This window comes from Parendozoicomonas haliclonae (assembly GCF_900174585.1).
GTDB lineage: Bacteria > Pseudomonadota > Gammaproteobacteria > Pseudomonadales > Endozoicomonadaceae > Sansalvadorimonas > Sansalvadorimonas haliclonae.
The window spans coordinates 194,340-218,427 of record NZ_FWPT01000006.1; the positions used below are offsets into that span (position 1 = coordinate 194,340).

At 50.9% G+C, this 24,088-nt stretch carries 18 protein-coding genes; 9 read left to right on the top strand and 9 right to left on the bottom strand.

The window, feature by feature from the left end:
* Positions 1-46 precede the first annotated feature (46 nt).
* Entirely contained in the window at positions 47-826 is a 780-nt protein-coding gene (locus tag EHSB41UT_RS14125; RefSeq protein WP_087110941.1) for a class I SAM-dependent methyltransferase, read from the bottom strand.
* A 147-nt stretch (positions 827-973) separates the two neighbouring features.
* Between EHSB41UT_RS14125 and ubiD the strand changes: the two genes are divergently transcribed.
* From ubiD to EHSB41UT_RS14145, 4 genes are all read left to right on the top strand, one after another.
* Positions 974-2,440 (top strand): 4-hydroxy-3-polyprenylbenzoate decarboxylase, encoded by a 1,467-nt coding sequence (ubiD, locus tag EHSB41UT_RS14130; protein WP_087110943.1) that lies wholly within the window; start codon positions 974-976, stop codon positions 2,438-2,440.
* Positions 2,441-2,563: 123 nt separating this feature from the next.
* The gene (locus EHSB41UT_RS14135) at positions 2,564-4,264 is read left to right on the top strand and encodes a hypothetical protein (protein ID WP_087110945.1); all 1,701 of its coding nucleotides are present in this window, start codon (positions 2,564-2,566) and stop codon (positions 4,262-4,264) included.
* A 71-nt stretch (positions 4,265-4,335) separates the two neighbouring features.
* Positions 4,336-5,064, top strand: a complete 729-nt coding sequence (locus EHSB41UT_RS14140) for a hypothetical protein (protein WP_087110947.1) — start codon at positions 4,336-4,338, stop codon at positions 5,062-5,064.
* 102 nt (positions 5,065-5,166) lie between these two features.
* Positions 5,167-6,360, top strand: a complete 1,194-nt coding sequence (locus EHSB41UT_RS14145; protein ID WP_207626647.1) for an MFS transporter — start codon at positions 5,167-5,169, stop codon at positions 6,358-6,360.
* 44 nt (positions 6,361-6,404) lie between these two features.
* On the opposite strand, the gene EHSB41UT_RS14150 is transcribed toward EHSB41UT_RS14145, so the two are convergent.
* The 5 genes from EHSB41UT_RS14150 to parC form a co-directional block, all read right to left on the bottom strand.
* Positions 6,405-7,262 carry an ABC transporter ATP-binding protein gene (locus EHSB41UT_RS14150; protein ID WP_087110948.1) on the bottom strand — a complete coding sequence of 286 codons (858 nt, stop codon included), beginning with the start codon at positions 7,260-7,262 and terminating at the stop codon, positions 6,405-6,407.
* Positions 7,263-7,294: 32 nt separating this feature from the next.
* Complete coding sequence (locus EHSB41UT_RS14155; RefSeq protein WP_415837427.1) at positions 7,295-8,296, bottom strand: ABC transporter permease; 1,002 nt, start codon at positions 8,294-8,296, stop codon at positions 7,295-7,297.
* Complete coding sequence (locus EHSB41UT_RS14160; RefSeq protein WP_087110950.1) at positions 8,293-9,684, bottom strand: ABC transporter substrate-binding protein; 1,392 nt, start codon at positions 9,682-9,684, stop codon at positions 8,293-8,295. Before EHSB41UT_RS14160 ends, EHSB41UT_RS14155 begins: the two co-directional genes overlap by 4 nt.
* A gap of 335 nt (positions 9,685-10,019) precedes the next feature.
* Positions 10,020-10,700, bottom strand: a complete 681-nt coding sequence (locus tag EHSB41UT_RS14165; protein WP_087110952.1) for a cold shock and DUF1294 domain-containing protein — start codon at positions 10,698-10,700, stop codon at positions 10,020-10,022.
* A 62-nt stretch (positions 10,701-10,762) separates the two neighbouring features.
* Entirely contained in the window at positions 10,763-13,015 is a 2,253-nt protein-coding gene (gene parC, locus EHSB41UT_RS14170) for a DNA topoisomerase IV subunit A (RefSeq protein ID WP_087110954.1), read from the bottom strand.
* Positions 13,016-13,239: 224 nt separating this feature from the next.
* On the opposite strand from parC, the gene EHSB41UT_RS14175 reads away from it, so the two are divergent.
* Positions 13,240-14,700 carry a hypothetical protein gene (locus EHSB41UT_RS14175; protein WP_133060522.1) on the top strand — a complete coding sequence of 487 codons (1,461 nt, stop codon included), beginning with the start codon at positions 13,240-13,242 and terminating at the stop codon, positions 14,698-14,700.
* A 23-nt stretch (positions 14,701-14,723) separates the two neighbouring features.
* Here the strand turns inward: EHSB41UT_RS14175 and EHSB41UT_RS14180 are convergent, their stop codons facing one another.
* Together EHSB41UT_RS14180 and EHSB41UT_RS24640 are read right to left on the bottom strand one after the other, a co-directional pair.
* Positions 14,724-16,937, bottom strand: a complete 2,214-nt coding sequence (locus tag EHSB41UT_RS14180; protein ID WP_087110958.1) for a DUF1631 domain-containing protein — start codon at positions 16,935-16,937, stop codon at positions 14,724-14,726.
* 115 nt (positions 16,938-17,052) lie between these two features.
* Positions 17,053-17,229: a hypothetical protein gene (locus tag EHSB41UT_RS24640; protein ID WP_165767267.1), complete on the bottom strand. Its 177-nt coding sequence runs from the start codon at positions 17,227-17,229 to the stop codon at positions 17,053-17,055.
* 246 nt (positions 17,230-17,475) lie between these two features.
* On the opposite strand from EHSB41UT_RS24640, the gene EHSB41UT_RS14185 reads away from it, so the two are divergent.
* The 3 genes from EHSB41UT_RS14185 to EHSB41UT_RS14195 all read left to right on the top strand — a co-directional run bounded on the left by EHSB41UT_RS14185 (position 17,476) and on the right by EHSB41UT_RS14195 (position 20,802).
* Complete coding sequence (locus tag EHSB41UT_RS14185) at positions 17,476-18,555, top strand: AraC family transcriptional regulator (RefSeq protein ID WP_087110959.1); 1,080 nt, start codon at positions 17,476-17,478, stop codon at positions 18,553-18,555.
* Between the two features lie 322 nt (positions 18,556-18,877).
* The gene (locus EHSB41UT_RS14190; protein WP_087110961.1) at positions 18,878-19,375 is read left to right on the top strand and encodes a hypothetical protein; all 498 of its coding nucleotides are present in this window, start codon (positions 18,878-18,880) and stop codon (positions 19,373-19,375) included.
* Between the two features lie 137 nt (positions 19,376-19,512).
* Positions 19,513-20,802, top strand: a complete 1,290-nt coding sequence (locus EHSB41UT_RS14195; protein ID WP_087110963.1) for a pentapeptide repeat-containing protein — start codon at positions 19,513-19,515, stop codon at positions 20,800-20,802.
* Positions 20,803-20,870: 68 nt separating this feature from the next.
* Here the strand turns inward: EHSB41UT_RS14195 and EHSB41UT_RS14200 are convergent, their stop codons facing one another.
* Entirely contained in the window at positions 20,871-22,346 is a 1,476-nt protein-coding gene (locus EHSB41UT_RS14200; RefSeq protein ID WP_087110965.1) for a YfcC family protein, read from the bottom strand.
* Positions 22,347-22,842: 496 nt separating this feature from the next.
* Between EHSB41UT_RS14200 and EHSB41UT_RS14205 the strand changes: the two genes are divergently transcribed.
* A complete protein-coding gene (locus EHSB41UT_RS14205) occupies positions 22,843-24,087 on the top strand; it encodes an acetyl-CoA C-acetyltransferase (protein WP_087111238.1) in 1,245 nt (414 codons plus the stop codon).
* Position 24,088: the final 1 nt, after the last annotated feature.

A 24,088-nucleotide genomic window follows, 5' to 3' on the forward strand; every position in this document is an offset into this window, starting at 1 on the left:
GGCTTTTTTATTAGTGTCTGTTCAATGTTAAACAGTTTTATTGTTTTTAAATTTTTTTAGCAATGATTCGGATTTGATCGTGATCACCATGATCCCACATTGGATAATGTGGAGCGGGCCCTGATTGCAGGTGTTCAACTTTAAATCCGTTCTTCTCAAACGTTTCTGCTAATTGGTGTTTATTAAACAGGTTAAATCGGGAGTGCGGCATCAGGGAACGATAAAACTCAATACCTTCCTGAATATCATCCGCTGGCAGTTTGTACGAACGCAGGCCTTTTTCCATCAGAGAAAGGATGTCATCTATATGATGAAGGTGATCAGGCTCTTTTTCTCTTTTCTTTTCTTGTGCCTCAACAAACCCTGTCTTCTGTAAGGCTTTGGCGTCTTCACTGCCACAACATACGACCATGGTGCCTTCAGGTTTCAATATCCGGTGAACTTCGCTGAGTGTGCCCAGTACCTCGTCATGGGTCAGAAAGTGCAGGACCTCTGAGCATAAAACTCCGGAAATACTTTCCTCCATAAAAGGAACCTCATCCGGAAGTTTCACGTAATGGAAGCTCAGGTTGTTCTCGTGACCGTGTTCCTGCTCCAGGCTGGCGATGGTCTGATGAGACATTTCTCCCGCCAGCACTTTGGCTCCCTGCTGAGCAGCAGCAATCGCGTTGTTACAGTTTCCGCAACCGATATCCAGCAGAGGTTTTTTGGTATCCCAGCTGGCAATCCAGTGATCCAAAAGTACATTGGTGCCGTCAAAGGCCATACCGGCCTGATGTTTAACGGGGGAAGAGGATCGGTAAACGAGAAGATCCTGAATATTCATGCTGACTCCATACTACCCGCGTGCTGGTTGTTGTGGTTGGTTGTAGTTGTATGGATGGCAGTATAGACAGGCCCTCGCGGGAGCGGCTTCGCTCTGAGGGTATTTACAGATATGATATCTGCGCCGTCAGACCATAAAGAGTTACGAATGAAATACCGGGACTTGCGGGACTTTATCGACCAGCTGGAAAAGCTGGGCGAGCTAAAACGAATAAAGCAGGAAGTTGATCCTTATCTTGAAATTACCGAGATCAGCGACCGCACCCTCCGCAAAGGCGGACCGGCCCTGTTATTCGAGAATGTGAAGGGCTCAGACATCCCGCTGCTGGCCAATCTGTTTGGTACGCCACGGCGTGTGGCTTTGGGGATGGGACAGGATAATACCGACGCTCTGCGGGATGTCGGTAAGTTGATGGCCTATCTCAAGGAGCCTGATCCTCCCAAGGGTTTCAGGGATGCGCTGGAGAAACTGCCGATCTTCAAGAAGGTCCTGAGTATGGGGCCAAAGAATGTTCGCAACGCGCCTTGCCAGGAAGTGGTTCTCAAAGGTGATGAGGTTGATCTGACCAAACTGCCGATTCAGCACTGCTGGCCGGAAGATGTGGCACCACTGGTCACCTGGCCGCTGGTTATCACCAAAGGGCCGTTAAAAGAACGCCAGAATCTCGGAATTTATCGTCAGCAGCTACTCGGGCCGAATCGCCTGATTATGCGCTGGCTCTCCCATCGTGGTGGCGCTCTGGATTTGCGCGACTGGCAGGAGCAACATCCGGGTGAACCCTTCCCGGTTGCTGTGGCTTTGGGCGCAGATCCGGCCACCATTCTGGGAGCAGTGACGCCGGTTCCGGATGCGCTGTCGGAATATGCCTTTGCCGGTTTGCTCCGCGGCTCCCGTACTGAACTGACCAAAGGTCTGATTACTGATCTGCAGGTACCGGCCAGTGCCGAGATTGTGCTGGAAGGTTATATCTACCCGAATGACTTTGCCGAAGAAGGTCCTTATGGCGACCATACCGGTTACTACAATGAAGTAGAAAGCTTTCCGGTGTTTACCGTGGAGTGTATGACGTATCGTAAAGACCCGATCTACCACAGCACTTATACCGGTCGTCCACCGGATGAGCCCGCTATGCTGGGTGTGGCACTGAACGAAGTGTTTGTGCCGATCCTGCAGAAGCAGTTCCCGGAGATTGTAGATTTCTACCTGCCGCCGGAAGGCTGCTCTTACCGGATGGCTGTGGTCACCATGCGTAAAGAGTATCCGGGCCATGCCAAACGGGTGATGCTGGGCGTCTGGTCATTCCTGCGACAGTTTATGTACACCAAGTTCGTGATTGTCTGTGATGACGATGTGAACGCCCGGGACTGGAATGATGTGATCTGGGCCATGACCACTCGGATGGACCCGAAGCGAGACTCTGTGTTTATTGAAAGCACCCCGATCGACTATCTGGACTTTGCATCGCCGGTAGCAGGACTCGGTTCCAAGGTTGGTTTCGATGCCACTAACAAGTGGCAGGGGGAGACTGATCGGGAGTGGGGTAAACCTATCGTCATGACCGATGAAGTGAAGCAAAAGGTTGATTCCATTTGGGATGAACTGGGCATCGACTGACAGCTCCTGAGACAGCTCCTGAACCTCAGCCCTGTTTGTTAGCAGGGCTGACACCCTTGATAGGCGAACGCTTGAGAAAATCCGTTTCAATTAGCCTGAATTATTCTATTCAGGTATCCGGCAATGGATTCTGCCCAATCACTTGTAGCCTTTGACCAGACAGACGTAGTGGCCTCTTATATAGAAGTGGAAACCTGCGACTCGCCGGTTATATCACAGGTGCCAACCGATCCCTCTCTATCGGCAGCAGATACATTTCCATCATCGAGCAAACCCAGCCCAAAGCCTGTCAGCACAAGACAGTGTGTAACGGTTGATGATCAGCTGAACCTAAGTCGTTTACATCACTTCGTGAAGCCTGATGAAAAGGCTTACCTTGAAGCTATCGCCAATGATCATGCTCGCTGGCAACCGGTGTTTGATCAGCTGGTGCGGGAAGGTTTGGAGAGTGCGCTGTATAGCGATCCTGATACCTGTGATCTTCTGTATTGGGCCTGGCGCAATGAGCGTTTAACAGACAGACAGTTTCTGGAGTGCTACCACTACCTGACGTTAAACCTGCTGATGTGTACCCGTTATTTTGGCGGGGCGGAAACCTACGCAGAATCTATCGAGATTCAAAGCTCTTCCCATGTTCAGCCCGGCCTGTGGAACCTTGATCAATGCAGCTATACGTGCGAATTGCAGGGACATTTCTCTGCTGGATTTGATCCGGTGAAAACCAAAGACGAAATTTTGGATGGGCGATCCTACGAGCATCCCGATGCCCGCAAATTCAGTGCAGCAACAGCCATCTTTATATTCTGCCGGGATGCGCCGGAACTGATGAAGCGATCGGGTTCACAACTTCGCATCCTATCCCTGTCAGCGGCAGCCGCTAAAGCTCATGGTAAGACTGACCCTGTTCTTATCATGCCCTGCTTTGGCTTCGGAGATTTTAAGGCTCTTCGGGATCTGCGTAAGCAGGATGAGCACCCGTTTGCCCTTTGGCATCCTAAGCTGCGCTCAATGATAACCCCGGATGGTTACTGGATGGGATCATGTACCCACTGGCATGACTTTTATCATGGCCGGCTGCTTAACCGTCTGCCAAAAAACATGCGGGACTATTTTTTAAACCTTGATGAAAAGGTTGTGTCCCCCCGGCTGGGTTTTATGCGCCGGGCTGCAAGAGATGTTCTCTCAAACGACGACTACCTGTTTATAAATGGTTTCAATCAGATGCTCAGAGTTATCAAACGGATTGATGACCCTTTTGAAGATACGGAAGAAATCTGTGATACCTATCCCTGGAGTCTCTCTTTTCTGGAACTCCATCAAAAGCAGGTCAACGATCGCCCCTTTGTGGATCAGGATATTCATGAGCCTGGCAAGTTTGCCGGTATGAAGATTGGTCTGCAGGAAATATTTCAGGCAGTCAGCGGGCAAAATATTCAAAAAATATTTGAAGCCAACTACCTGATTTATTCCCTGCTGGAGAAGGGCGAACATCACTTGCTGCAGGATCTGCTGAAGTGTGACATTCAGGAATATCCTGATTTACGGAATTGCCTGCTCAAAGGCTCTTATGAAGGAATATTCTTTTCCGTTTTTGATGCGGCAAAATGGTACGTGGATTATTGGGTGCTGAGGAAGTCTCGTCCCGAGATCTCACATACCATTTATGGGCGACTGACGCGTAAGTCGACTAGTTCCAATGAGCGCAGGAGGTTCAGCCCGGAATCCCGTCGTAAACAATTCAAGACAGATGCCGCTCATAGCGAGGCTGGTTCATCAAAGCGTCTACTCTCAGAGAAAAAGAAGAGAAAACACCGGAAGTTATAAACTCTTAATTTGCCTGCCGGGGGGATTGCTCGTTAACATTCACCAGATACTCAAAGAACGCAGGGGGTCAGGTGTCTGATCAAGCAGTACAGAGAACCGTGAAAGTTGAGCGGCTCAGTAATATCTCTGGTGATATCTATCAGGTCATTCTGGTGCCTGCCGACGGCCAGCCCATGTTCTGGAATGCCGGCCAATATCTTGAAGTGGTTATGCCAACCGGATACCCATGCGCCTACTCCATTGCTTCTGCGGCAACGGATGGGCTCTCTCTGGAGCTACATATCCAGTGCTTCCCCGGCCATGAGCGTGCCCGCGAAGTGGTGGACTATCTCCAGGCCTCCGAGACAGTGAATATCAATATCCCGAAAGGGGATTGCTTCATCGACAGCTGCTCGGATAACCCGCTGGTATTTATCGCAGCCGGCACGGGCTTTGCCCAGATGAAAGCCATGATTGAGTACAGCTTTATGAACGGTTGTCCTCATCCTGTGCATCTGTACTGGGGCAGCCGCAACCCGACCGGCTTTTATATGCCGAGTCTGCCTATTTACTGGGCCAGTGAAAAAGGTATTCACTATCACCCTGTGGTGAGTGATCGTGATGCGGAAACGGACTGGGAAGGTCGTCATGGTCTGTTGTATCAGGCTGTACTTGAAGATATTGCCGAACTGATGAGCGCGCATTTCTACATCAGTGGTTCACCGGAAATGGTTTATGCAACACTGGATGCCTTGGTGGAAGCCGGTATCCCGGAAGCGCATGTTCACTCCGACGTGTTTGCCTATTGCCCAAGAAAATAAAAAGGTACGCGGCGGTTTAACGGAAGATTGATAACCACAGCTTTGGCTGTGGTTATATTTTTATGGCAGAGGAAACTCTGCACGCGTGGATAGATACTTTTAATGAATAAATGGAAATCGCCTTTCGGCTTTCTGGCCATCTCATCGATCATCATGACGCTGTGCTTTTCCAGCTGGAATGCGATGCTGAATAACTTCGCTATCGAGATGGCGAGTTTTGATGGTGCCAAGATTGGGATGCTGCAATCCTTGCGGGAGATTCCAGGGTTTCTGGCCTTTACCGCTGTTTTTGTGTTGCTGGTGTTAAAGGAGCAGACATTTGCTCTGATCAGTCTTGCTCTGCTTTCGATCGGTGTCACCATCACTGGCCTGTTTCCCACCATGTACGGGCTTTATGCCACGACGGTGCTGATGTCGATCGGTTTCCATTATTTTGAGACTCTGAACCAGTCACTCTCCCTGCAGTGGTTTTCCAAAGCCGAAGCGCCAGCCATGCTGGGGAAACTGTTATCGATTAAATCCGTTGCCGCATTAGGGGCATTTGGTCTGGTATGGCTCGGCTTTACCGTACTCAAACTGGATTACATGGTGATGTATATCATCAACGGCGGAATCGGACTGCTGCTGTGCCTGTATCTGGCGATCTTTATGCCACGCTTTGATCAGAACTCTACGCAGAGAAAGCATCTGGTTTTGCGTAAGCGTTATTCCCTGTTTTACCTGCTGACATTCCTGTCCGGTGCCCGTCGTCAGATCTTTGTCGTCTTTGCCGGCTTCCTGATGGTTGAGAAGTTTGGTTATGACGTTTCAGAAATTACTCTGCTTTACATGCTTAACCATCTGATCAACTTCTTTATTGCACCAGCTATTGGGCGCTGGATCGGTCAGATAGGTGAGCAAAAGATTCTGACCATTGAGTATCTGGGCTTGATCTGTGTATTTGTCGGCTATGGGCTGGTAGACAGCGCAGAGATGGCGGCAGTGCTTTATATCGTGGATCACCTGTTCTTTGCCATGGCGATTGCCATCAAGACCTACTTCCACAAGATTGCCAACCCGGGTGATATTGCCTCCAGCGCTGGGGTCAGCTTTACCATCAACCATATTGCTGCCGTGTTTATCCCGGCCGCTTTTGGTCTGGTCTGGCTGGTGAATCCGTCACTGGTTTTCTATATGGGCGCCGCTATGGCTTTTGGCAGTCTGGTTGCCAGCCAGTTTATCAATCGTGATCTGGTTAAAGGGCCGCTGGAGATTGATGAGCCGGATCAACCTGTTGCTGTTAAATCTGCAGCATAGTGTTCATCAAAGAGGCTGCGTTTGCAGCCTCTTTTGTACCACCATCAGGCTGCTGCGGTTTTCTCTGGTGTTTTCTGCGGTTTGGTTTTCTCTGCATCTTTTTGCCCGCGCAAAGGCTCAACCTTACGCTGCTTTTCATACAAAAATTTCAGAACTTCGGAACGCAGGCGGTTGTATTCCGGGTCATCCGCCAGTGCCAGACGATTACGTGGGCGCTCAAGGTTAACCTCAAGAATTTCACCCACGGTCGCCGCCGGGCCGTTAGTCATCATCACAATGCGGTCGGAGAGCAGAACGGCTTCATCAACATCGTGAGTAATCATAATCACGGTGTTGTTTAGTTCGTTCTGAATCTCCATCAGGGAATCCTGCATATGGGCGCGGGTCAGTGCATCCAGTGCGCCAAAGGGTTCATCCATTAACAGAACATCTGGCTGCATGGCGAGTGCTCTGGCGATACCAACCCGCTGTTTCATACCGCCGGAAATCTCACCGGGTCGTTTATCCATGGCATGGTCCATATGCACCAGTTGCAGGTTGTACTCAATCCACTCCCGGGTTTCCTGTTTGCTTTTGGTCTTTCCGAACACCTGTTGCACCGCCAGCTCGACATTCTCATAGGCCGACAGCCAGGGCAGCAGAGAGTGGTTCTGGAACACAACAGCCCTTTCAGGTCCGGGCTCCGTGACTTCTTTGCCGTTCAATACCACACCACCTTTGGTTGCTTGGTGCAGGCCAGCAACAATATTCAGAACTGTGGATTTGCCACAGCCAGAATGACCAATCAGGGAGATAAACTCCCCTTTGGCAATATTTAGGCTAACATCCTTCAGAGCTGTAAATGGGCCAGTGGGTGTTGGAAACTCCATATCCACATGGTCGATATTCAGAATAAAACTCATGGTCAATTCCTTATCAAAGCTGTGAGTGTTAATTAACGCACTGCGCTCGATTTATCCCAGGACACAAGCTTCTGAAGCTGCAGCATAAAGCGGTCCAGCAGAAAACCGATAAAGCCAATGGTGAATACGGCGGCCATAATCCGGCTCAGGGATTCCGAGCTGCCATTCTGGAACTCATCCCAGACAAACTTACCCAGCCCTGGGTTCTGGGCCAGCATTTCTGCGGCAATCAAAACCATCCAGGCAATACCAAGGGACAGTCGCATACCGGTAAAGATCATCGGTACAGAAGCGGGCAGAACAATTTTGCGGACATGGGTGAGGGCTGAAAGGCGCAGTACCTTGCTGACATTCACCAGATCCTGCTCAATAGAAGCCACACCAACAGAGGTGTTGATCAGCATGGGCCACAGGCAGCAGAGGGAGACAGTGATCAGCGAGTTCACAAAAGACTTGGCAAACATCGGGTCATCAGAGGTGTAAACGGCACTGACAACCATGGTCACCAAAGGCAGCCATGCCAGTGGTGAAACTGGCTTAAAGGTCTGGATGATCGGATTGATTGCCGTGTTCAAGTTCTTGTTCAGGCCAATGGCAATACCAAGAGGAATGGCAATAACCGCCGCCAGAAGAAAGCCGCTGGCAACGGTTATCAGACTGGTGCCGATCTGGTCGAGAAAGGTTTCCTTGCCTGTGTATTTACGAATCTTGGGTTGGTAATCCGGGTCGGCTTCCATCCGTTTGGCGTTGCGGGCCTCCTGTCGTTCATAGAAGGCTTCCGCCTTAGCGCGTTCGGCTGTGTGCTCGGCGTACAGGCTTTTAAACTGGCCGGCTACGGCTGTAGGTCCGGGGAATGCTCCCAGTGACGTATTAATGTTCTGTGCGGCAGCAGACCAGACCAGAAGAAAGACAACTATACCTACAAGGGAGACGACGCTGGTCTTCAACCAGTCTCCGGAGCTTGCATACCAACTGGATAGCTTTGCCAGAACCGGGGAGCGCCCCGGTTCAGCTGCTGTTGAGATGGCGTTCAAAGTACATCTCCCGACTTCAAACCAATGGGGAAGGTATCTATATAGGCATTGGGCTTCTGGCCGTTGTAGACAATGTCATCGATGAAGTGCTTCTGCGGTGGGCGGAAGCCATCTTCGGTTGCAAAGTTAGGGAACTCATCAGCCTTGGCCATGCCTTCAGCAATCAGGGATTTAGCGGCGCGCTCATAGATATCCGGGCGATACACCTTCTTCGCCATATCGAAGTACCACTCATCCGGCTTGTCTTCGGCAATCTGGCCCCAGCGGCGCATCTGGGTCATATACCAGACAGCGTCTGAGTAATACGGATAGGTGGCGTTGTAACGGAAGAAGACGTTGAAGTCCGGTACCTCACGCTTGTCGCCTTTTTCGTATTCAAAGGTGCCGGTCATACTGTTGGCGATTACATCGTAATCCGCGCCCACATAGTTGGATTGAGAGAGAATCTTCACGGCTTCCGGGCGGTTGGCATTGTTGTTCTCATCCAGCCACATGGCGGCGCGAATCAGGGCGCGGGTTAAGCGTACGGTGGTGTTGGGGTACTTTTGGGTGAACTCTTCACTCAGACCAAAGACCTTCTCAGGATTGTTCTTCCAGATTTCATAATCGGTTACCACCGGCACGCCAATACCTTTAAATACCGCTTGTTGGTTCCAGGGTTCACCTACGCAGTAACCATAAATGGTTCCGGCTTCCAGTGTGGCGGGCATTTGCGGTGGAGGCGTGACTGACAAGAAGGCATCAGCATCAATCTGACCAGACGTGTCGCCTTTATGGGGCGCGTAAAAACCCGGGTGAATACCACCGGCAGCTAGCCAGTAACGCAGTTCATAGTTATGGGTGGAAACCGGGAACACCATACCCATATTGAACGGTTTGCCTTCGGCGTTGTACTTCTCAACAACAGGCTTCAGAGCATCAGCCTTGATTGGATGAACAGGCTTGCCGTCGTCCTGCTTGGGAATATTGACCTTCATCTGTTCCCAGATCTTGTTGGAAACGGTGATGCCGTTGCCGTTCAGATCCATGGAGAAAGGTGTGACGATATTGGCTTTGGTGCCATAACCCATGGTGGCGGCGATAGGCTGCCCAGCCAGCATATGTGCGCCGTCCAGACGACCATCAATTACGCCATCAAGCAGAACCTTCCAGTTCGCCTGAGCTTCGATGGTGACGTAAAGACCTTCGTCCTCAAAAAAACCTTTTTCGTAGGCAATGGCGATAGGTGCCATATCCGTGAGTTTGATAAAACCGAACTTCAGCTCTTCTTTTTCTGGCCAGCCCAGTTTGTCCTCGGCTATCGCCAACCCTGGAAGGGTAAAGCCGGTAGCCAGTGCACAGGCCAGTACGGATGTTTTTAGAAATGATCGTCTTGTCTTCTGGCTCATGTCATGGCTCCCTTGTGTGGCAACTTTTCGTGCGGCTAACAGGGATTTAGCAATGGCTATGCCAGAAACTGCGCAGGCTTAACGGGAAGAGTGTATGAGCTATTTTGGTGCCTGGCAGGAAAGGGCAGAGCAGCCCGTCTGCAATGGGGCTGCGCTTTGAAATTGGATTACGGAATGTCGTAAATGATCTTAGGCATATGTTTTTGGGAGCCCCAAAATTGTGCGGTATTTAACTGATATTTGTATGCACCATCTTTGAACTCCCTATGGCGGGAAATTGTGACTCATGCTCCACAAATGAACTGTTTTGGTACGGCTAATAAACGCCGAGTGCCTTATTTTAGGTTCCTTACCACCTCTGCCAAAGACTGCTTTAAATCGATAATGTTCGTATAAAGGAAATACTCGCCATTATTGGTAAACGTCCAGAATACAAACGAGCCATGGGCCACAACCGTGACCCAGAACATCGCACGAAAGGATTGTTTGGTGGTTTTATGGTTGAACAGGGTTTGTGCTAAAGCTGCTCCGGGCCAACCGCCCAGAATAGAGAACAGGTGCAGTGTATTTTCCGGCGTTCGCCAGTTCCCTTGTTGGGCAGACCATTTATCTTTGGCGTAAAGCAGAAAGCTGATAACACTTGCGCCGCCAATCAGATAGAGCATCTCAAGCGGATAGCGATTGATGAAAACGGCATAACCAATAAATGCGATAAATCCGATGCCAAGAATAAGAGCCAGCCAGTTCTTCGGCATACTTTTGGGTGATTGGCTGCGTGCTTGCTTCTGTGCTTTTTTATGAGTAGAAGCCTGAGTCAGGCGTACATCAATAGCGCAGACTCGCCCCTCTTTGTCTTTACCTATGCCGAACGAGACTGTTTCCCCAACGTGTTCTGCATTGAGTTTGCTTTGGCAGCTTTTGATATGGACAAAGACATCGCGATTGCCGCCATTGGGCCGGATAAAGCCAAACCCTTTGTCTTCATCCCAGCGGCGTAGTGTTCCTTCGACTTTCATTATTCTTTACGTCTTTTGGAGTACGAAAAGGGGAAGCCAGATTGCCCGGCCTCCCCATACCATCACATATTCACTTCGATCTTATCGACCTTCTGGAAACCACGGGGCAGCTTGTTGCCACGGCGGCCACGTTCACCACGATAGTGATCAAGGTCTACTGGCTTAAGCGTCAGATGACGTTTGCCAGCAAAGACTGTCAGGCTTTGTTCGGCACTGATCACCTGCATGGCAACCATAAACTCTTCGCGGGCGGCAGCGCGTGCCGATGGAATGCTGATCAGCTTGTTGCCCTTGCCGCGGGACATAACCGGCAGATCCTTCAGAGGGAACAGCAACATGCGGCCTTCATTGCTGATGGAGATCACAAACTGATTCTCGGCATCCTCAACCTTCACCGGATGCATAACCCGGGAGAACTTCGGTAGAGTCAGAGTTGTCTTCCCCGCTTTCTGGCGAGACACCATATCCCCAAAGGTGGTCACGAAACCGTAGCCTGCATCACTGGCCAGCAGGTAATGAGCCTTCTCATCATCGATAATCGCAGCCTCAAACACCGAGCCAGCCGGAGGGTTTACCCTTCCGGTTAACGGCTCGCCCTGGCTTCTGGCTGATGGCAGAGTATGGGTCGCGATGGTGTAGGTTCGGCCGGTGGAGTCGAAGAAGATCGTTGGCTGGTTACTGCGGCCTTTGGCGATAAAGCCGAGCTTGTCACCGGATTTGTAGCTGAGTTTCTCGGCTTCGATATCGTGGCCCTTGGCGGCACGTACCCAGCCCTTCTCGGACATAACCACAGTAATCGGGTCGGCAGTCATCAGCTCGGTTTCGGACAGCGCCTGAGCTTCCTGACGCTGAACGATTTTTGAACGACGCTCATCACCATACTGCTCGGCATCCGCCATGATCTCTTTCTTGATCACAGTCTTCAGACGACGGTCAGAAGCCAGAGTCTTCTCCAGATAATCACGTTCTTTGTTCAGTTCATCCTGCTCAGCACGCAGCTTCTGTTCTTCCAGGCGGGCAAGATGACGCAGTTTGAGTTCCAGAATGGCTTCGGCCTGACGGTCGCTCAAGCTGAAGCGTTCCATCAGTACGGCTTTTGGATTGTCTTCGTGGCGGATGATCTCGATGACTTCGTCAATATTGAGGAAGGCGACGATCAAACCATCAAGCAGGTGCAGACGACCAAGCACCTTGTCCAGACGGTGCTGTAGACGACGGGTGACAGTGGTCTGACGATAGCTCAGCCACTCGCGCAGCATAGTATCGAGAGACTTCACCTGTGGGCGGCCATCAATACCGATCATATTCATGTTTACACGGTAAGTGCGCTCAAGATCGGTGGTGGCGAACAGGTGGTTCATCAGCTGATCCACATCTACACGGTTGGAGCGTGGAGTGATCACCAGACGGGTAGGGTTTTCGTGGTCAGATTCATCACGGAGATCGGCAACCATTGGCAGCTTTTTCTTCTGCATCTGGTCGGCGATCTGTTCCAGAATTTTGGCACCGGAAACCTGATGAGGCAGGGCGGTAATAATGATATCGCCCTGTTCCTTGATGTAGACCGCACGCATACGCAGGCTGCCGCGGCCGGTTGAGTACATCTTGCGGATATCTTCAGGAGAGGTAATCAGCTCGGCATCGGTCGGGAAGTCCGGCCCTGTGATATGTTCACAGATCTCCTCAAGGGACGCTTTCGGGTTATCCAGCAAATGAACACAAGCTGCGGCGACTTCCTTCAGGTTGTGCGGCGGTACATCGGTCGCCATACCGACGGCAATGCCGGTGGTGCCGTTCAGCAGCAGGTTTGGCAGACGCGCCGGCAAAGTGGCTGGTTCATCCAGGGTGCCATCAAAGTTTGGCAGCCAGTCGACAGTGCCTTGGCCCAGTTCGCCCAGCAGCACATCGGCATATTTGCCCAGACGTGCTTCGGTATAACGCATGGCGGCGAAAGATTTCGGATCGTCCGCCGAGCCCCAGTTGCCCTGACCATCGACCAGCGGATATCGGTAAGAGAATGGCTGAGCCATCAATACCATCGCCTCATAACAGGCGCTGTCACCGTGAGGATGGTATTTACCCAGCACGTCACCGACGGTACGGGCCGATTTCTTGTACTTGGCGGTGTTCTTCAGGCCAAGCTCGCTCATGGCGTAAACAATACGACGCTGAACCGGTTTGAGGCCGTCACCGATGTGCGGGAGGGCCCGGTCCAGAATGACGTACATGGAATAATTCAGGTAGGCCATTTCGGTATAGGCCTTGAGCGACTGGCGTTCTACACCGTCATCGCCAATTACAATCTGGTCCGTCATCAGGCTGTCCGTGGGGCTGTTAATTAATACCAATCACACTGGTACCAATAAAATTGCTGCGAATGTGTCAGGGTAGATAAGGAAACCGTGAACACAAACTTTTAACCGGTAAGTGTGCCAGCTCAGAAGAGTGCTGTCAGGCTCTGAGCGGGTAAATTTCCGGTTGGTAAAAAACTATCTGCTAATCTGGGACGCTCATCCAAAAGTCATCAGTAGGTAGCGACATGGGCAAGAGCACCAGGTGGTCTATTCCTTCAGGCTTTGCATTGCGGGTTTTATTACTTGGAGCTTTGGTTCTGTTGACGGGGATGAAGGATACCGGTCCTGGCTCAGTCCCTCCGTCGGGTGCGGGAGCTGGCCAGTCGAAAGCCCAGACCTCTGGGCAAGAAAGCTATAAGGTTCGGGACATTAAGCGAAGCAGCCTGCCAGCACCTATTCCCTATCTGTTAAAAAGCCGCTGCCTGCATTGCGTGGGGTTGGCAGGGGAATATCTGTTCTCCCGCGCTGCCGGTTACCATTTCAGCCTGAAAGGTGTGGCCACAGGGAAGCATTACCAGTTCAGTTTCTACCCGCTGCCGGATAAAGATGCTTTTCTGGGCGAGCTGGGACGCATTAGGGGGCCGGGAGGGCGGGAGTTCCTGGCCTACTTTGTTATGGAACAAAAGAACGTGAAGGATCAACAGACAGGGCCATTGCAGCAAACCATCAGCGTGTATGCCGTTCCCTATACCAGAAAGCTGGAGCCCAACCTGCGGTTGAATGATTGCCAGTTCGTTGTGAATGCGACCTTCCGTCCCGTAAGAGATACGGGGGGCAGACCCAGGTACATGCGTATAAGTCTCAGGATGGAGAGAAGCGGTAAAGCCCGGCTGATGCAGGATGCCGGGAGTTTTTTGGAGAGTGAAAGCACCGGTACATCGGTCAAGGATGTCACAATTCCTGATTCCCTTGGTATACCCGTCTTATGGCCGGATTTCACTCGGTTAGGATATGAAAATGGTATTTATATGCTCCCCAATCGGAATGCTCTGCGTGATCTGCTGATGGATCATTTGAAGAAGGTCTATGGAAACAAAACTATTGAGCAGGTTCGAGAGGAATATAAGACCGAGACTGATGAGCCTGATTTGCTCAACCTGTTTACCAGTCTCCAGGCGTATAACCATCAGCTGTCATTTCTGACCTTCCCTGAAAATAGAGAACCGACACCGGTGCAACTTGATTGGCACAATGCGCATCATCAAATTCCACAAGGTGGCAAAAACAGTCCGACAGTCGCCCGCAAAGCGCAGCGCAAGAAATCCTCTCTGGCAAGGCCGGTTTTGAAGAGGTATGGCGGGGAACAGAAGGTGGCCACAGAGGCAGAAGGGAAACCCTTCCAGATGCTGGATGATAAAACGGTGAAGCAGCTTGAGAGAAAGGTTCAGGGGAAATTCAACAGGGGTATGGATGGCTATCAAGCCTATGCTGAAGCCATAAATGAGTTAGGGCTCCCGGAAGCAGAATTGCTGAGTGAGTCCCATCTGGTCATCAAGGAAAAGATGCAGGAAATGGCGGATACCCATGCGGATTTTCTGGCCTCAAAGCGAGGTGGTAAACGCCCAAAAGCCAGAACTAAAAGTGGCACTCTGACAATTCAGAATGAGACTGGCGGGTTTAAGCTGACGATTCAGAAAACCCGCTGATAGTCTTCACTCGCTGAGTGAGATCAACGTTCGTTACGGCTCTGGAGGTCAATAATCACGGACTCCAGGGCCCGATCAAACAGCACACCATCGTCAAGCTGGTTAATCACACCGTCTTTCAGGTTCCTGGCCAGCTCTTCTCTGGTTTTCTCGGCGATCTTCATACCGGCACGGTTTACAAAGATATAGGTGTCAGTGGCTTTGATAATCGCAGCAAGACGACAGCGTACCTTTGATTCCTGCTCTCTTGATTCAAACCAGCAACCGGTTCTCAGGCGGTCTACCTGATTCAGGAAGAACTTATCTTCCGATGTCAGCTGAACCACATTATCAGGAGTGGCTTCCTCCTCAACAGGTTGTTCAACTGCGATAGGCTCTGGGTTCTGCTCTACAGGTGCAGGCTTACGGGCATCCTGCAGTCTCTGCACATAGAAGGCTTTGAGATTGGCAAACAGTTCTTTCTGCAGGAACGGATCAAACGATATTTCTGCCAGACCAGTCTGGAGACGCTTGCCTAAAACCGGGGTTAACCTGACCAATTTGTGTTGGTTCTCTTTATCCAACGATGCCGTTGCACTCCAGATAAGATCACGGGCAGTGGTCAGTACGCTCTTCCACTCTTCACTCTTGCCGCCCTGATTAATAAGGGTCAGGAACAGAACCCGGTTCCAGCCTTCATCAATAATACGGGCAACAGGCTCAGGCAGTGTTTTGCCACCGGTCAGCTTGTGCAGGGTTTTCTCAACCAGCTTGTTGGCCTGCTCTGAACGGGCCTTGCCTTTGGCGGCTTCCAGTGTTCTTTTTTCAAGAATCTCTGCCCGACGCTGCTCACCCTGAATAAAGGCCGAGAAGTCTGTCAGCAGAGTTTCAAAGATGGCCGTGTCCGCCTCAAAGTCATTGAGGACAGAGCGCACGACACCCTGAATCTTTTTGTAGAGTGGATCCTGACCATTACCCTGCCAGCCCAGAGCTGCCATCGCCATTTCATTTAACAGGCGACGAGCCGGGTGGTTTTTGTTGTTGAAGAAGGTCCGGTCGGTAACGGCAACCTTAATAATCGGAATCTGCAACTGACCAAGCAGAACTTTCATCTCGGCCGGAAGGCTGCGGTCTTCGAGAATAAACTCGAACAGCATGGTCACCAGATTCATAACATCTTCTTCCGGCTGTGCGACGGAAGACTGCTGGTCTGGTGTGATACCGGTTTTGGCTGACACAACATCCGCATGTTCGAGCGCGGAACGCTGGTTTTCCAGAATCTGGGTTTGCTGATGCTGCAGCTGGGAGAGCATGCCCATCAGGTCAGACATATTGGTCTGTTGTGGACGTGGCTGAGGAACAGCCGCTTCACTATTCCCAGGCAGCATCTGCTGCTGGTTGTGCAGCAGAGTACGCAGGGTCGGAAGGATCTCTTCTTCCGGTAGATTATTCAGCACACCACTTTGTTCCTGTGGGGCGCTTTGATTCTGAGGGACACTTGGATTCTGAGCTGGTGCCGGTTGTCTCTTTGTGGTGTTGTTCTGCTGCAGGGATGGAAGAATGTTCTCATCAATAAGCAGTTGGTTGGCCGCATCATAGACTGGCGACAACTGTTTAACGACGTGGTTCTCAAACAGCTTAAAGATAATGAGCTTGTTCTTGAGGCTGTTTTTTGCGTCTTCTGCTTCACCGTCCAGAGAGTTGGCCGCGTGTACAAAAGCGGAACAAAGAGTGTCGGGGCCAAGCGGGTTGTTATCGTTATAAACCTTGGTGGAAACCAGACTGTCCATTCTGAGTGACAGGTACTGAATGCTTTCCCCGTAGCTCTGATTGGCCTTGGTAATGATGCTGCTGACAGCCAGCTTCTCTTCCAGTTCGTTTTCCTGAACCAGTGAGAGGCTGTCCATATCCCAGCTGCCTTCGGCTTCGGATTCATCCAGCTGGGGATTAACCAAAACTTCAAAGCCGTCTTTCAGCTTCTGCTCAAAACTGGTTTCAACAACATGTTTTTTCAGGCGCAGCTGACGCAGAAAACTGAAATAACGTTCCTGTTCCTTTTCGCCGGAAGCATTGGAGTAAAGGTCGAAAAATTTATCGTCGGCTTTTTCAAAGAAGGTGTTGAGGCTGGTGCGCAGCTCGCGAACCGCCAGATCCTGAACCCGAAGAAGAGCCGCAGGAACAGCGACACGTTTGCGTCTGGCTGCGATATTCTCTTTCTTGTTCTGTATCAGAGAGACGACAGTTGAAGTCTCGGACATAAGCAAACACCCCCTAGCCTATGGAGACAGTATGCACATATCGGAAATGGCAGACTAGAGGGGGCTACGAGACTTTTGTCACAGACCGGAGCCAGGAAAAGTCGACTGGTTCGCGTTACCAGTCAAAGTCGAGGTCATCCATATCCAGCAATTCTTTCAAACGCCGGCGTTCAAGGATCAGGTCGGCTTTCTTGCGCTTGCGCTCATATTCTTCATAGCGCAGTCGCTGTAGTTCCCGACGGCCGACCTCTTCGGCTTCAAAGTTTTCATAAAGGGCTCTGCTATCTTGCATGACAATTCACCCGTGGAAATGAAATAAACCGAAACGAACTCTCAGACAAAAATATGAACGGGTAAATAGAATTTTTTTTGTGGTGATGATTAAAGAAAATGATCGGGATAAATAATGAGCTGCATAGCCTTTAGGCGCTAATAAAAGGCTCTGGTAATTATAGTAAGTTGTATCAGTGCTTGCGCCTCCGATGGTAGGAGTGAAACAATCTCCTTTGCCATACAGACAAGGTCTGGAAAGCATCACATGCTGATAAAAGAAGAACGATCAAACAGAACAATTGCCGGTATTTTTGTACGGGGATGTCTGGCCGGTTATATCGGTCAGGGGCATGACCCGGAACGGCTGTTAGAACAGTGTGATATTGATACCGGAATCCTCGAGAGTCCGGGGTTGCGTGCCGAGCCTGAAGCCTACAGCAAACTGATCAGGGCACTCAGCACGGAGCTGGATGATGAATTCTTTGGCCTGTCCGGACAGCGTTGTCCACCGGGCGCATTCGCCATGATGGCCCGCGCCTGTATCACCAGTGCGACCTTGCAGGATGCTCTGCGCACCAGTTTCCGCTTCTTTCATATGGTGGCCCCCAGCGTTCAGTTTGCGCTCTCAGTTCAGGGCGAAGAGGCGGTTGTCACCGTCAATCATGTTTCCCCAGGCAGCCTGAGTGACCAGTTCCTGATAGAGTCTCTGTTTATCTGCCTGATTCGCTGGAGCAGCTGGAGTATTGATCGTCACCTGTTACTGAGTCGGGTTGATTTCTGCTGCCCTGAGCCTCGGGATGCCGATGAGTACAGCCTTCTGTTCCCCTGTTCACGCACGTATCAGCAGCCGGTTAATCGTATTGTCTTTGGTGCCCGTTATCTGCAGATGCCGATAGTGCAGGACGCGCGAACCCTGAACCTGTTTCTTGCTGAAGTACCAGGTAATCTGCTGACCCGTTATCGCCACGATGACAGCCTGACTGCCCAGATTAAACGTCGCCTATCTTCGACTCGTTACGATGAGCTGCCCTCTTTTGAAGAGATTGCCAGCCATATGAATATGTCCACCCAGACCCTTCGGCGCAGACTGAAGGCTGAAGGAAACTCCTATCGGGAGATTAAGGACAGTATTCGTCAGGATATCGCTATCTATCATCTGTTACGTCAGGATCTGTCGATCAATGAGATTGCTGAACTGACTGGTTTTGCCGAACCCAGCACCTTCCATCGGGCCTTTAAAAAGTGGACCGGACTGACGCCGGGAGCATGGCGGGAAGAGCGTTCTCAGCAACCTACTCGGGTAAATGATCCGGAACCTGCTTTAGGGTCTGTGGACATTTGTTGATGCGACTCAGTGAGACTGTAAACGGCTTATCGTTAGAAAGGCTTGTGAAAATCGTAGTTGTTCTACATTAAACAAGTCTGACGCAGCGAGAAACCGTTTACAGCCTCACCCGAAGGGCTTTTCCGAGAGCTTCCATTGCGTTGTTGCAGCGATTTGAAAGAGAACCACTATTCCTTCATCACTGCGCCTAGCCCTGAAAGCTCTCGGAAAAGCTGAGTGCGATCAGCAAATGTCCACAGACCCTAAGTCGTAAGTTTGTCTGCCCTTTCTTTCTTCGCAAAGGCAGGGTTAAACTGAAAGACCTTAAAAGGAGGGGAACGCCATGATAAATAAAAAAAGCCCCGGCCCTGATCGTGATGACCATGGAACTGTTGCATCGCGCCATCAGGAACTTTTGGAGATGTACCGCCACTCTGGCCAGACTCCTCAGGAGTTTGTCACTGACTGTTTGCAGAACCGCATGTTGTCCGGGGCTGATGCTCTGGAGCTGATGAGTGTTCTGACCTCAAAAACCACAACCCGCTCTTTTGCACTGGCTGATCTGACCGATGAGGAATTCTTCCGGATGGGTTTTTATGAAACCACCCGTGAAGATACCGAGAACAGCCCGATATTTATCATGCAGTTCAATAATGAACTGGTTGAACACTCTGAAGCCATTCAGACCATGCTGGAACAGTTCTCCCGTGATCTGGCTGAGCTGATTACTGAAAAACAGGCGCAGGATGAGGTTGTCGTTGCAACCGACCCTGGTATCTCAAGAGAAGAGGCCATGAGTGCTGTTATGGCCACACTATCTTCTGACGCTGTCCGACACTGATCCTTTCTATTAATGAGGGAGAGCTCTCTCCCTCGTTTCTCTTCTCTCCTCTCCACCCATCTCTCACTATCGCACCTAAAGAGCTATAACTGTTCTTAGAGCTAAGGAAGCTCGGCCAGCACCAGGGAGAGGGAAATATGGCAATTCCAGGAGGTCCGAAACCGTCGGGGCCAACATCTGTGCAGCCTCCAGTGGGAACGCCGGAGGGTAGTAAGACAGATGGTGTTGAATCAGATAAGGCCGGATTGTTTGGTAATAAAACAGTCAAGACTGCCAGCCCGACCCTTAATGTATCAACAGCTCCTGTTGAGACTGCTCGGCCGCAGAAGAAATCACTCCTTGAAAGGATGGTCGCCGTTCGTTTTGTCGGCACCATCGTTAAGAAAATTGTGGATTGGGCTATTAAGCATGACTTCTATCGGCCTAAATTTGCTGAAAAGCCTATGGGCGGGGATGAGCTGGTCAAGCAGTTGCAGGACCGGTCTTCCGAAAGTAATCCTGTCCGGCTGGATTTGCAGGGATTAAAGCTTCAGCATGGTGGTGATGCCAGTTCTGTGAAGGCTGATCTATTTCAATCGGCGACTGCACAGCAGCCTCTTATTGTCAGGAATGTGGATTTCAGCGGTGCAGACCTGAGTGGGTTGGATCTCAGCAATGTGCAGTTTCAAAGCTGTGACTTCAGCCATGCCAATCTGAGTGGCTGTAAAGTGAGCCAATCTTCTGATCAGTACCAGTGGGTGGGCTGTAGCTTTGATCATGCGAATCTGGAGTCAACGTCCTTCTCTGGTGCGAAAATCCGGAACTGTGATTTTTCCCATGCCAGTCTGAAGGACAGCACGTTGAAAGACTGTCACTTCAAGGAGTGTGGTAGTGATAAGAAAACCTCGTTGGAGCATGTCACGATTTCCGACTCAGATATGACAGGCCTACCTCTGGCTGGCGTTACCATGCTCTCAAGTCATATTGCTAATTCCAAACTGGAGAGCTTGCAGTTATCTGGGAGCTTGAATAATTCGACTCTGGATAATGTCAGCTTCACCCGCTATGCCTTGCCCCATGAATGGGCCGCCAGAGGGATCACATTTAAAAATATGGATATGGCGTTTAATCCAGCGGTGGATATTTATGATCCATCCAGTATCAGCTTTGCCAAGTTTTCTGGCTGTCTGTTTGAGAGCTGCAATGTCGCGATGAACAACCAGCACTATCTGATGAATAGCTGTACGTTTAATGATTGCCCCACACTGGCTATGGATCCGGGTTTTTCCACACAGGTGAAATATTGCCGGTTTAATTCCTGCCCGGATATACAGATTCAGTGGGGCAAGCTTTATGAGTTCAGTGGCAACCAGTTCAGAGATAGCTCAGTAAAGCCCGAAGATATTCCCCAGAAACGGGATTTCAGTAATAACGCCTTCCTTAAATAATGGTGTTATGAAGCAAAAAAGCAGCCCTAAGGCTGCTTTTTTGTGGTCGTTTATTGGCTGCTGATAAATCAGGCGGCAATAAAGAGCATAACCAGAGTGGTAACCAGTACGGCAACCAGAATTGGGCTAACCCACTTCAGGTAACGGTCGTAAGGGATCTTGGCCAGAGCCAGACCGGCAACCAGGTGACCAGCGGTAGGAGCAAACATGTTGATCCAGCCGGAAGCAGATTGGTAGGCAGTGATCATGATGTCACGACCAACACCGGCGAAGTCAGACAGCGGACCCATCAGCGGCATGGAAACAGTGGCCAGACCGGAAGTTGATGGGATGAAGAAAGACAGTACGATGTGCACCAGGTAGGAAACAATGGCGAACAGACCGTTAGATTCCAGACCGGAGATCATGCCTTCTGCCCAGCTCAGGATGCTGTCGATGATCATGCCGTTATCCATGACCACGTAGATACCACGGGCAACTGCAACCACCAGAGCAACACCGATCAGGTCTTTGGCACCTTCCAGGAAGCTCTTCATGAAATCGCCTTCAGGCATGCTGTTGACGAGGGCAACCAGGATGGAGCAGGTCAGGAACAGAGTGGAAAGTTCATCGAACCACCAACCCAGTTCTGGCAGTGCAGTAATACCCAAAGAAGACAGTGGCATTACGCTGTAGATCATGATGATGAAAGACAGGAAGAAGATACCCATGGTCAGCTTTCTGCGACCGGTAAACTCTTCAGCCTGGACCGGACGGCTGAACTCATCGGTGAATTCGATATCGGCCAGAACAGAAGCGCTCTTGTCAGCTTTCACCTTGGCGGCATAACGCATCACGTAAGCGATGGCGATACCTTCCAGAACCAGGAACATCAGCACCCGCAGGCCGATACCATCACCCATTGGGATGCCGGCAAAACCGGAAGCGATACCTGTCGCGAATGGGTTAACTGTGGAGCAGAGTACACCGATACCGGAACCCAGCAGGATAACGCCAGCAGTCACCATCCGGTCGTAACCGGCAGCGGACATAACCGGCAGGATCAGTGCCCAGAAAGCCACAGTCTCTTCGGCCATACCGTAGGTTGAGCCACCCAGGCCGAACAGAATCATCAGTACCGGAATCATGATCTGTTCCCGGCCCTTGAAGCGGTTAACAACTGCGGCAACGCCGGCATCCAGCGCGCCGCTCTTCATGATAACGCCGAGATAACCACCGATAACCAGGATAAACAGCGCGACATCAACCGCTCTATGGAAACCCTGAATCGGGGCCATGAGGATATCAGTGAGGCCTTGTGGAGATGATTCCAATTCCTGGAAAGTACCCGGAACAGGAAGTAGTCGTTCATCACCCGAATAATCAAGAACTTCTGCAGCTGGAATTAACTGATTAGTGTCTGCAGTCACGTAGTCGTATTTACCAGCCGGCAAAATCCACGTGAGCAAAGCAATGATCGCAATAATGGCAAACAGAATCGTATAGACAGTTGGCATCTGAAACGCTTTTTTCTTGGGCGCAGTGCCAGTTGCAGTGGAGTCCATACTAACCCCCGGTTCTAGTGTTGTGAGGTCTTGGAAAAACCGATATCGCTTCGCCGGAGATGGAGGCGAAGTTCATATCAGAGAATTTTTTTTGGTGAAGGACTTAGTGTTTTAAGGCGATAGTAACAGCCTCCGTTTTGCGGAGATTGTCTTAAATCAAAGGAACAGCGAAAGTCATTTCACGGAAGTGGGGATGGGCTTCATCGGACAGCAGAGCGAACAAACAACACGAATGCGTTTCCTTACGAGAGAGGGGGAAGGTTGATTGCGAGATTATTGTTTTCATCAATTTCAGGCAAACCGAAAATGTAATGCCAGTTAAACAACTCTAATGAGTTTTGATGTCTATCAAGTATTTCTTATGCGTGTCTTATGTGTGGGCGCACTTTTCCCATCAGGTAACGGCTTCTAAGGTCAAAGCCTCTGTCGGCTTTGGTCATTGTCCCCCGCCAGTGAAACGCTATGTTGTAAACAACAATTGAAGGGGGAAATGCGTATGCCAGACTCAGCCGCTCACGAAGCTTATATTTACGATGCGATTCGCACGCCAAGAGGGCGCGGTAAAAAGACCGGTGCCCTGCACGAAATCAAGCCGATCACTCTCCTCGCCGACCTGATGAAAACCCTGCAGGAGCGTAATGGCTTCGACAGTGCCGATGTTGATGACATTGTGCTGGGCTGTGTAACTGCTGTGGGTGACCAGGGCGCAGATATAGCCAAGACGGCGGCGCTGGCAGCTGGCTGGAATGATGATGTGGGCGGTGTGACCCTTAACCGTTTCTGTGCCTCCGGCTCCGAGGCTGTGAATCTGGCGGCCATGAAGATTCGCTCCGGCTGGGAAAACCTGGTTGTTGCCGGTGGTGTGGAATCCATGTCCCGCGTACCGATGATGAGCGATGGCGGTGCCTGGGCGCTGGATCCGGAAACCAATATGCAAACCGGCTTTATGCCACAGGGTATTGGCGCTGATCTGATCGCCACCCTTGAAGGATTCACCCGCATCGATGTCGATGCCTACGCTGTGGAATCTCACAAGAAAGCTGCAGCAGCCTGGGAAAAGGGCGCGTTTGAGCGCTCCGTTGTGCCGGTGAAAGATCGTAACGGTCTGACAGTTCTGGATAAGGACGAACTGGTCCGTGCTGACAGCTCCGTTGAAGCGCTGTCCGGCCTGAAGCCTTCTTTCCAGATGATGGGCCAGATGGGTTTTGATGGTGTTGCCCGCGAGAAGTATCCACAGGTTGAGCGTATCGACCATATCCACCACGCCGGTAACTCATCCGGTATTGTTGATGGTGCAACGCTGGTTCTGCTGGGCAGCAAAGAAGCCGGTGAAAAGATGGGCATGAAGCCTCGTGGTCGTATTGTTTCCACTGCGGTTGTGGGTACTGACCCGACCATCATGCTGACCGGTCCTGCTCCTGCCACCTATAAAGCACTGAAAGTCGCCGGCCTGAGCATGGATGATATCGATCTGTTTGAAGTGAACGAGGCCTTCGCTTCTGTTGTTATGCGCTTCCAGAAAGAGACCGGTGTGCCTTGGGAGAAGATCAATGTAAACGGCGGCTCCATCGCTATGGGCCACCCGCTGGGCGCAACCGGCGCGATGCTGGTGGGTACCGTTCTTGATGAACTGGAAGCCCGTAATCTGCGTTATGGTCTGGTCACCCTCTGTGTTGGTGGCGGTATGGGTATTGCGACTATTGTCGAAAACGTTGCTGCAAATGTCGCAGAGCACGCATAAG

Bases quoted from the DNA above. Each gene is read 5' to 3' on its own strand.
- EHSB41UT_RS14125 (WP_087110941.1), bottom strand. From the start codon at position 826: ATGAATATTCAGGATCTTCTCGTTTACCGATCCTCTTCCCCCGTTAAA.
- ubiD (WP_087110943.1), top strand. From the start codon at position 974: ATGAAATACCGGGACTTGCGGGACTTTATCGACCAGCTGGAAAAGCTG.
- EHSB41UT_RS14135 (WP_087110945.1), top strand. From the start codon at position 2,564: ATGGATTCTGCCCAATCACTTGTAGCCTTTGACCAGACAGACGTAGTG.
- EHSB41UT_RS14145 (WP_207626647.1), top strand. From the start codon at position 5,167: ATGAATAAATGGAAATCGCCTTTCGGCTTTCTGGCCATCTCATCGATC.
- EHSB41UT_RS14150 (WP_087110948.1), bottom strand. From the start codon at position 7,262: ATGAGTTTTATTCTGAATATCGACCATGTGGATATGGAGTTTCCAACA.
- EHSB41UT_RS14160 (WP_087110950.1), bottom strand. From the start codon at position 9,684: ATGAGCCAGAAGACAAGACGATCATTTCTAAAAACATCCGTACTGGCC.
- EHSB41UT_RS14165 (WP_087110952.1), bottom strand. From the start codon at position 10,700: ATGAAAGTCGAAGGAACACTACGCCGCTGGGATGAAGACAAAGGGTTT.
- parC (WP_087110954.1), bottom strand. From the start codon at position 13,015: ATGACGGACCAGATTGTAATTGGCGATGACGGTGTAGAACGCCAGTCG.
- EHSB41UT_RS14175 (WP_133060522.1), top strand. From the start codon at position 13,240: ATGGGCAAGAGCACCAGGTGGTCTATTCCTTCAGGCTTTGCATTGCGG.
- EHSB41UT_RS14180 (WP_087110958.1), bottom strand. From the start codon at position 16,937: ATGTCCGAGACTTCAACTGTCGTCTCTCTGATACAGAACAAGAAAGAG.
- EHSB41UT_RS24640 (WP_165767267.1), bottom strand. From the start codon at position 17,229: ATGCAAGATAGCAGAGCCCTTTATGAAAACTTTGAAGCCGAAGAGGTC.
- EHSB41UT_RS14185 (WP_087110959.1), top strand. From the start codon at position 17,476: ATGCTGATAAAAGAAGAACGATCAAACAGAACAATTGCCGGTATTTTT.
- EHSB41UT_RS14190 (WP_087110961.1), top strand. From the start codon at position 18,878: ATGATAAATAAAAAAAGCCCCGGCCCTGATCGTGATGACCATGGAACT.
- EHSB41UT_RS14195 (WP_087110963.1), top strand. From the start codon at position 19,513: ATGGCAATTCCAGGAGGTCCGAAACCGTCGGGGCCAACATCTGTGCAG.
- EHSB41UT_RS14200 (WP_087110965.1), bottom strand. From the start codon at position 22,346: ATGGACTCCACTGCAACTGGCACTGCGCCCAAGAAAAAAGCGTTTCAG.
- EHSB41UT_RS14205 (WP_087111238.1), top strand. From the start codon at position 22,843: ATGCCAGACTCAGCCGCTCACGAAGCTTATATTTACGATGCGATTCGC.